At 29.7% G+C, this 9,173-nt stretch carries 7 protein-coding genes; 1 reads left to right on the forward strand and 6 read right to left on the reverse strand.

Annotated features, from left to right (window positions below):
- Positions 1–396 precede the first annotated feature (396 nt).
- The 3 genes from FWJ34_RS15745 to FWJ34_RS15755 all read right to left on the reverse strand — a co-directional run bounded on the left by FWJ34_RS15745 (position 397) and on the right by FWJ34_RS15755 (position 2,813).
- Positions 397–984 (reverse strand): hypothetical protein, encoded by a 588-nt coding sequence (locus FWJ34_RS15745; protein ID WP_308256292.1) that lies wholly within the window; start codon positions 982–984, stop codon positions 397–399.
- A 34-nt stretch (positions 985–1,018) separates the two neighbouring features.
- Positions 1,019–1,789 carry an HAD hydrolase-like protein gene (locus FWJ34_RS15750; RefSeq protein ID WP_308256293.1) on the reverse strand — a complete coding sequence of 257 codons (771 nt, stop codon included), beginning with the start codon at positions 1,787–1,789 and terminating at the stop codon, positions 1,019–1,021.
- Positions 1,790–1,937: 148 nt separating this feature from the next.
- On the reverse strand, positions 1,938–2,813 hold the full coding sequence (locus FWJ34_RS15755; RefSeq protein ID WP_308256294.1) for an alpha/beta fold hydrolase: 876 nt from the start codon (positions 2,811–2,813) through the stop codon (positions 1,938–1,940).
- Positions 2,814–3,041: 228 nt separating this feature from the next.
- On the opposite strand from FWJ34_RS15755, the gene FWJ34_RS15760 reads away from it, so the two are divergent.
- On the forward strand, positions 3,042–3,686 hold the full coding sequence (locus tag FWJ34_RS15760; RefSeq protein ID WP_308256295.1) for a potassium channel family protein: 645 nt from the start codon (positions 3,042–3,044) through the stop codon (positions 3,684–3,686).
- 10 nt (positions 3,687–3,696) lie between these two features.
- On the opposite strand, the gene FWJ34_RS15765 is transcribed toward FWJ34_RS15760, so the two are convergent.
- The 3 genes from FWJ34_RS15765 to FWJ34_RS15775 form a co-directional block, all read right to left on the reverse strand.
- Positions 3,697–4,107: a hypothetical protein gene (locus tag FWJ34_RS15765; RefSeq protein ID WP_308256297.1), complete on the reverse strand. Its 411-nt coding sequence runs from the start codon at positions 4,105–4,107 to the stop codon at positions 3,697–3,699.
- A gap of 42 nt (positions 4,108–4,149) precedes the next feature.
- Positions 4,150–5,322 (reverse strand): response regulator, encoded by a 1,173-nt coding sequence (locus FWJ34_RS15770; RefSeq protein WP_308256298.1) that lies wholly within the window; start codon positions 5,320–5,322, stop codon positions 4,150–4,152.
- A gap of 171 nt (positions 5,323–5,493) precedes the next feature.
- On the reverse strand, positions 5,494–8,799 hold the full coding sequence (locus FWJ34_RS15775) for a GAF domain-containing protein (RefSeq protein WP_308256299.1): 3,306 nt from the start codon (positions 8,797–8,799) through the stop codon (positions 5,494–5,496).
- Positions 8,800–9,173 lie beyond the last annotated feature (374 nt).

Raw genomic sequence — 9,173 nt, forward strand, 5'->3', positions numbered from 1 at the left:
TTGAAAATTAAGGACTCGCTGACGCTCGATTTTATTTGTTGGTTCGTTTACATCCCTCGTTGATTTCTGTGGGTATTTTTTTGTTGTGAAATTCAACGAAGGTCTTTTACTCACATTTCAAGATAAAATAAATAGGATCTGCTCAAAAAGTGTATCGATTAGGGAAACTCTTATCACTAGGAAAAATACTGAAAAATGAAGGTTTTGATGTTATTAACATATCCTTTTAGTCTATTTGTAATCAATAAAAATTTTGTTTGAGTGGAGTAACAGTCAAGTAATTGGCTGTTCAGAATCGCCCGTTCGTCAGCTTAACGGGGGAGTATGTCAATAGCTGATTTTCCCTGTCAACCTTTTAGTAGTGCGGAAAAAAAAGAAGGTTTTTTAAATACTATTTTAAATTTTAATATTACTAGGCTCATGATGAGTGGCAATAATACGATGACATCCAGATTCAGGATTCGCCCATTTATAAATATATTCCTTCGGATTTCCCCAACATAAACCTAAATAAATTTCTTCTTTTCCTGCATCTAATTCTGCCCACTCAACTTCTTGATATAATAATTCTAGTTTATCTTTACTAATGAGAGTATTTTTATCACCACTTAAATAATACTTCATCCCTTGAGTTACATCTCGCCAAAAATTGAGAACTGATGTTTTCGCATCCATTAAAATTTCTTTATCCCCATCAATGGCAATTAATTGATTATAAACCTCTGGGCAACGAAAAGTTTGATTCTGAAAATTAATTGTGCGCCAAATAACACCCGAAACTTGATTTTTTTGCTGATATTCATGGATTTGTTGCCGAAAATCACGAAAAACGAAAACTCGACTAGTTTTTTGCAGATTAATTGCCTTCGCTACGGCAGGATTATCTAATTTTTCCTCCGCATTGAAAATTATTCTCATCCCCCCCCAAGTCGCCCTTAATTCTAACCCTAAAAACTTAATTAACTCGTCTGTGGTATAAGTCATTGGCGGAAAAATAGCTACTAAATATCATCAAACTTTAGAATACATCATTACCGATAAAGTTAGCTAAAGATAAAGCATTAATTAGGGGGTTATTTTTTGCCCTAACCTTTGTCAATTCATCGTTATAACCCCATAACGCCAAAAATAATTTAACTTCTAGTAAGTCTTGTTGTTGATGCACTAATTCTAACGCTTCTAGTCTATCTTCTATAAAACTTACGTCTGATGGTTTAACTTTTTCGGTGTTAATAATTAATCGCAGACTTTCATATTTAGGGCGTTTAACTTCTTTTCCCATGATAGCATTCTCTGGTAAAAAAATATCTGCTTTTTCTAGTAATTGCCTAGTGAATTTTCCTTCTTTTGTGGTGATAATATATAACTTAATATTCTGTTTCATTAAATATTTAAGTTTACTAATTACTCCATCATAAAAACAATGTAAATTTAACCATTTATCTAAATTTTTGTTAATTTGTCTTTGTCTAACTAAATCTAATTTTTGAGCTAAATTAATAACTTTTACCCCTTCTTTATCAAGAATTTTAATTGCTTTTTCTCGGATAGTTGGCCAATTGTCTAAAATATTTTCAGTAGTTTCACCCCAAGTTAAAACCTTTAATAATAAAGGCATTTCCCAACCTGTTTCTACCACTGGGCGTAATAAATTAAACATCGGTTGTAAACTATCTAAATCAACCTTAAAATCTTGCCAAATTTCTTGATAAACCAGTTTACTACTATAAAAATATTCTGTTAAACCATCACAAATAACACCATCAAAATCACTAACTAAAATTTTCATTTATTTAACCTCTTAACTATAGCACCTACTAGCCTACAACGGGCAAGATGCCCATTCCACTATTTTTGCCCATTCCACCATCTTAGGGGTAAATACCAAAATTGTGGGCTTGTGCCTACCCTACTAATTACTAATTAATAATTATTCATTACCCATTACTCATTGATTCTAACCATTGTTTTAAAAGAGGGTTAACAATTTCTGGGGCTTCATCTTGAGGGCAATGTCCTAAACCTTCTAATTCGATAAAATCTTTTACCATAGGATAATAAGCTAATTCTCTCCCTAATTCAATCGACTCCCATGGATCATTTGTACCCCATAAAAAAGTTATCGGGCAAGGTAAAATAGGTAATAAATCTTCAGGTAAAGCACCTTGAGAATAACCAGTAAAAGCTAAAAAAACATCCGCAGCGCCTTTATCTTGAGAAGGTTGATAAATTATATCGATTAATTCATCGGTGATGGCTTCTTTTTTTTGGTAGGCTTGAGATAATAAATTTTTAATGACTTTTGGCTTGGCTATTTGTTGATAAAAAAAGTTACCAATAACAGGATTTGTTAATACTTTCTGCATCATTTTTGCACCCACATTTTTATAAAAGGGTAAACTTTCTCGTTTACGATCATGTAATAATCTTAAAGAACAATTGAGCGCCGCTATGGCTAAAATTAAATCAGGATTATCAACGGCAGTTTGCATTGTCACCACACAACCGATAGAATTACCAATCAAATAAACAGGAGTTTTTACCACTTCTCGACAAAAATCAGCTACTTGTTTGCTCCACGTTTCAAAAGTATAGTCAAAAGGTTGCCCCGGAGTTGGTTTAGCTGATGCACCAAAACCAAGTAAATCAATGGCATAACAACGATAATTTTCGCCTAAAAATGGTAAATTATGTCGCCAATGCCCACTATTCGCCCCAAAACCGTGAATAAAAACGATTGCTTCTCCTGTGTCGCCATAGCTTTGATAACCGATATTAAAGCCTTGCCACTGCCATATTTGATAATTAATCATTTTTGTTTTATGTTTTCTGTTATCTTTGACATAAATATTATTAATAATTAAAACTAATTTTATTTTTCCTTAGTTTAATCAAAATATTATATATAGCAGTCAGTTATGAGTTGTGAAATTTTTAGAAGTGTTAGCTATCAGTTTTCAGTGGTCAGCTTTGACGGTATAGTTAAAAGAGGTGTTAGCTATTAGCTTTCAGTGGTCAGCTTTAAGGTATAGTAAGATTTAATGAAAATATCTAATAAAAATAAATATACACAGCTTCTTGTTTATTTAATAGTCTTGTTTTTTTTTCTTCCTATCTCAGAATATTCTCCTCTAATTAATTTTATATTTCCTTTAAGTTTTTTCTTTACTATTATCTCTGCTATTAATACCTTAAATTTCTCTAAAAAAATTATTACTGTTTTTTATCTTATTGCTGGATTATCTTGTTTGACAGATTTAATGAATATGTACTTTCAAAGTTATTTAGATGAACTTTTAGCAATGATCACTACTGTATTTGATTGTATATTTTTAATTTTTTCTATTATAACTATTTCTCAAAAAATTAATGTAGAAACTACAGTTAATAATGATGTCATTAGAGGTGGAATTTGTATATATCTTATGTTAGGAATACTTTGGTTTTTATTTTATAAAGTTATTTACTTTTTTGATGTTAATGCCTTTCATTTTCCCGAATGGAAATCTCCACAAGTAAACATTAATTTATTTTATTTTAGTTTTGTTACTTTAACTACAGTTGGTTATGGTGATATAACTCCCATCAATAATTATGCAATGATTTTAAGTAATTTAGAAGCATTATGTGGACAACTTTTTCCTGCTATATTTATCGGGATATTGGTAAGTTTATATAAAAAATAAAAGTTTAATTTTACCAGTTAATAAGAGGCTCTCGAAATAATTCTTTTTTCCCTTCTGTAACGGTTAAAAAACTACCTTTAGGAGTGTTGAAAATAATTAAATAATTGACATTGCCATTATTCGCTGAAAAATAATCACCTTTGGAATCATAATCTTCTAAAGGTAAGCGAATTCTTTTACCATTTTTTTTACTAACTCCTACATAATGATGAGGTAAATCACCACCACAAATATTCAGCCAAAAATTCTTAGTTTCTGCACTTAAAAATAAACTTTCTCCTTCTTGACAATAGTTTTTGAGTTGATTTTGACCGACTAATTCAAATGTTTTAATCGTGAAATTACTAGCTAAAATATTAGGGCTAATAGTTAATAAAAATAATGAAAATGAAGCTATACTGATTAATTTTGTTTTATTCATAATATTAATGTGATCATCTCTTAAATGATTAAGTTTTATTTTTTAATTTCCTTTTTTTTGAGGTAATTTAAAATAAAAAGTTGCTCCCCGATTAACTTCGGCTTCACACCAAATTTTACCTTCATGAAGATGTATGATTTTTTGTACGGTAGCTAATCCAATACCTGTGCCTTCAAAGTCAAAGTTATTATGTAATCTGACAAAAGGAGTAAAAATTTTTTCAGCTTTCTTCATATCAAAACCAACACCATTATCTTTAATATAATATACTTGGTAATTATCTTGAAAATCAGAATTAGAAATAGTACCAAATTCTATTGTTACATTATTACTTTTGGATGTGTATTTATAAGCATTAGATAATAAATTATCAAGGGCAATATATAATAATTGAGGATCACCATAAGTGTTAATATTAGGTGTTATTTGCCAATTAACTTCACGATCATTTTTTTGTTGTTCAAGATTACTGATAATATTTTTAACCATCAAACTTAAATCAACCTTTTGAAATTCTAATTCCTGTGAATTAATACGGGTTAAACGAGTTAAATCGTTAATTATTTGTTCGATTAATTGACTGGCAGAAACAATAGATTTTAATGCTTCTTCAGATTCTATTGGTTTGTTGGTACAAGTATTTTCTAACAAAATCCGACTAAATCCTTGAATTATAGATAATTCGTTACGAATGTCATGGCTAACTCGATAATTAAATGCTTCTAATTCTTGATTAACAATTTCTAATTCTTGTTTTTGTAATTCTAATTGTCGATTGGTAGAAATAAGGAGTTGATTTTTTTCTTCTAAGATTTTTTTGGTTTTAATTAATTGTAATTGATTTTCCACTCTAGCTAACACTTCCCGAATCTGAAATGGTTTGGTTATATAATCAACACCACCCATTTGAAAGGCTTTTACTTTATCAAAAGTTTCATTTAATGCACTTAAAAAAATAACGGGAATATCTTGAGTTTTTTGATTATTTTTTAATTGCCTACAAACTTCATAACCGTCAATTTCAGGCATTTTAATATCAAGTAGAATCAAATCCGGAGAGTCTATGATGGCAATATTTAACGCTTGTTTTCCGTTTAAAACTCGCCTAACTTCGTAATTATGTTCTGTCAAAATTTGAAATAATAGTTCTAAGTTTTCGGGAATATCATCAACGATTAAAATATCTCCTTTAAATTTTTCTTGATTTTTGAGCATGAGTTTTATTTATTGTCGTAATTATTTAGTATATTCTATTATATATACCTAACCTAAATCATTTATGCAATTCCATAATTACTATCCTTTGATGTTAGGAAAAAATTTGATGTTAGGATATTTGTACAATTCATTTAGGCTTACTATATAATAAGTATAAATTATAAATTATCAATTAGGAGAGGGAATGCTTAATTCAGTAATTTTGTCAAATAATAATTTTTTAATTAAATCAAAAAGATACTCTGCTAGTTTTGGATATTCTGTTTCAATTTCTGTAACTAATGTTTTCAGTTGATTTTCTCTTGCGGTTAAGGCAGATTGATGAAGTTTTGCTAACCATTCTTGATTCATCTGTTTTAATTGATATTGATATTCTTCTTCCATAGTTGAATCCATCAAAGAATCTAATTGATAAGTAAATGTTATTCCTAAATGTTGAGCTATTTTTTCATAAATAATTTCTTCGGGGAAAGGTTTTGCGACAAAATCATCACAACCTGCTTGGAGTAATTGGCATCTCTCATTATCAAAAACATTAGCCGTTAAAGCAATAATCTTAGTAGTAAAATTTTTGTTTTCTTCCTGTTGACGAATAATTTTTGTGGCTTCATCTCCATTTAACAAAGGCATACGCATATCCATCCAAATTAAATGAGGTTGCCATGTTTCCCATAATGATACTGCTTGTTGTCCATTTTCAGCTTCTTTAATGGCAAAACCAATTTCTGACAACATATTGAGCAAAATTAAGCGACTTTCTAACTTGTCATCAACAATTAAAATACGATACTCTTCTTCTATACCAGAAAACCCAATTATTTTATTTAATTTGATAGGATTAATTTCAATATTCTCAACTAATTGAATAGGGATAGAAAACTGAAAAATTGAACCTTGATTAACTTTACTTCTTACGGTTATTTCACCTCCCATTAATTCAATAAATTTTTTACTAATTGGTAAGCCTAAACCTGTACCTTCTTGGGATTTTCTCCCCGTGGCAGTTTGCACAAAAGCATCAAATAAAATTGAGATTTCTTTTTCATCAATTCCTAAGCCCGTATCTTGAACTGTAAAATTAATTTGTGGGAAAGAAACATCATCATCTTTTAGAAAATTACTGTGTAAATTAACTTCTCCTTTTTCTGTAAATTTAATACCATTACTAAGTAAATTAATTAGTACTTGACGTAATTTACTTTCATCTCCATGAATAAATTGAGGAACGTTATCAGCACAATAAAAATTTAATTTTAAACCTTTTAATTGAGCTTTAAGTTCAAACATTTCTTTTAAATTTTGCAATAAAAAGTGTAAATCAAAGTCGTTGGTATTTAAAATAATTTTTCCCGCTTCAATTTTTGACATTTCTAACACATCATTAAGTAATGTTAATAAATGTTCTCCCGAACGCTTGATAATACTTAAATAATCTTTTTGTTTTGAATTTAAAGTAGAATCACGATTAAAAAGATTTGTAAAACCTAAAATAGCATTTAAAGGAGTTCTTAATTCATGACTCATATTTGCTAAAAATTCGCTTTTAGCCTTATTAGCGGTTTGAGCTTTTTCTGAAGTAGTTGCCAATTCTTGTAATAAGTGAGCGTGTTGCACAGCAACTCCTAATTGTTCACCAATACGTTTAATTAAATTAATTTCATGGGGAAGCCAATGACGAGGATTACTATTTTGATAGGTTGCTAATAACCCCCATAATTTTTCTCTGTCAAAAATAGGTGCTATCATATAAGCCTGAATTTCCAGAGCTTCCAACATTTCAATATGACACACTTCATGACCTACAGTATAAATATTATCCACTGCAAAGGTTTCATGATTAGCATATCTTCCTCCCTGAGTCTCTTGTAAATAAGTATCATTCCAATTTATTTTTTCACCACCAGAATCTAAGGGCTTCCAATATTTACTCATGGATTCATAAATAAATTCACCACTCCAATCAGAAAAAAAACGATAAACTACTGTGCGATCGCATTGTAAAGCCTGACGAATTTCATCAGTAGTTGTTTTTAAAATCTGTTCAATATCTAAAGAAGAACGCATACTTTGGATTATATGGGCAATGGTACGCTCTTGATTAGCAATTAAAATTTGTTGTTGTTTTTGTTTTTCTACTTCTGCTAGGGCAACTTGTAATTGATTAGTCCGTTTTTTCTGTTGATTAAATAATTCTGCTTGTTGTAGTGCAACACCTAACTGAATCGTAATTTTCTTCAAAAACTCGATTTCTTCTTCTTTCCATCGGCGAGGAAATGAACACTGATGGACACACAACAATCCCCATAATTGTTTATTATTAGTAATGGGTAAGACTAAATTAGCTCGAATTTGAAAACGAGAAAGAATAGTCATATGACAATCACTCAAGTTTTCTTTATAAATATCTTCAATAGCTAAAATATGACCTTTTTCGTACAAAGTAGCATAATTATCACCAAAACAACGATCAGTTACTTTTAAACTCAAAGCTGATTGATAAGGTTCAAGATGATTTTCTGACACGAATTGCCCATCATTATAATTACTATAATCTTCAAACTGAAAAATAGCAACTCGATCAGCATTAAATAATTGTCTTACTTCACTGGTGACAGTGTTAAAAATAGTATCTAAATCCAAAGTACGGCGAATTTTATCAATTACTTCGGCTAAGGCTTTTTCTTTTTTAGTTTCTCTAATTAACTCTTCTTGTTTTTGTTTTGCTTGAATATCCAAAGTTTTTTGTAACTCTTGATAACAAGACTCTGATTTTTTTAACAATTCCGACTGATAGATAGCAATACCCAAATGATCACTAATTTGACTTAAAAAATTAACCTCAATTTTTCGCCATTCCCTAGGGCTAGAATTTTGATAAGCGGCTAACAATCCCCATAACTTTTGTTGATGATAAATGGCAACGATGGCGTAAGCTCTAGCTTGATAACGTTCTAATATATTAATATAACATTGAGAAAATCCTGCCTCATAAATATCATTACACACCCGGAAAGCATTACTAGCAAGAAAAATATTACCTTTTGTTTCCTGTAAATAAGTATCAGCTACTGAGTCCGTTGGATTTAAGTATTTTATACTACAATCGCTGATATTGGTTGTAATTTCTGAATATTCCTGTTGTTGAGACATCAAAGAAATCCAATTTTTCTCCACCGAATCAACGATAAATTCACCACTCCAATCCTCCTTAAACTGGTAAATGGCAACTCGATCAGCTTTTAATAACTTTCTGGTTTCATTAGTAGCAATTTCAAAAACATTATTTAAGTTTAGAGTACGGCAAATTTTAATAATAATGCTAGAAAGAATATTAGTTTCGTGGGAATTTTCAATCTTTGAGGAAAACTGTTCTAATTGTAAAGAAAAAAGCTCTAATTGTTGATCTAATTGATCAATTTTTTTGGTAATTTTACGATGTTGACGATAATTATTAATAATTTTTCTTCGAGGCATAATTTAACTTTTTGAGAAATAAAAAATAAGGAATTACGACAAGATGCCCACTAGGCATATCTCAAAATTATGAGAATAAGGGATTTATCCCTAACTACAAACTATTTAAAAATATTTAATTAAGAAGTCTATTTTAATTTACTTTAAAGCCGAGACTTTTAACTTTAAACCCTCTTTAGTTATTATTTTAAGATAAATTCCCACTTCTATCTTAAATGTAAAAATTCATCACCCGTTAAATTTCTCAATAAAAAAAAGTCCCACCGAAATTAACGGGTGATGAATTTTTACCAGCAAATAAAACATTTTAATTCCTTATTCTTGGGGAGTTTTTTGATTCTCAACATATTTTTTTAGTTGAGTAACAGTGACAC

The organism is Geminocystis sp. GBBB08, assembly GCF_016743215.1.
Taxonomy (GTDB): domain Bacteria; phylum Cyanobacteriota; class Cyanobacteriia; order Cyanobacteriales; family Cyanobacteriaceae; genus Geminocystis.

What these genes read in the sequence shown, in the direction of transcription:
- FWJ34_RS15745 (WP_308256292.1), bottom strand. Translation starts at nt 984, where the DNA reads ATGACTTATACCACAGACGAGTTAATTAAGTTTTTAGGGTTAGAATTA.
- FWJ34_RS15750 (WP_308256293.1), bottom strand. Translation starts at nt 1,789, where the DNA reads ATGAAAATTTTAGTTAGTGATTTTGATGGTGTTATTTGTGATGGTTTA.
- FWJ34_RS15755 (WP_308256294.1), bottom strand. Translation starts at nt 2,813, where the DNA reads ATGATTAATTATCAAATATGGCAGTGGCAAGGCTTTAATATCGGTTAT.
- FWJ34_RS15760 (WP_308256295.1), top strand. Translation starts at nt 3,042, where the DNA reads ATGAAAATATCTAATAAAAATAAATATACACAGCTTCTTGTTTATTTA.
- FWJ34_RS15765 (WP_308256297.1), bottom strand. Translation starts at nt 4,107, where the DNA reads ATGAATAAAACAAAATTAATCAGTATAGCTTCATTTTCATTATTTTTA.
- FWJ34_RS15770 (WP_308256298.1), bottom strand. Translation starts at nt 5,322, where the DNA reads ATGCTCAAAAATCAAGAAAAATTTAAAGGAGATATTTTAATCGTTGAT.
- FWJ34_RS15775 (WP_308256299.1), bottom strand. Translation starts at nt 8,799, where the DNA reads ATGCCTCGAAGAAAAATTATTAATAATTATCGTCAACATCGTAAAATT.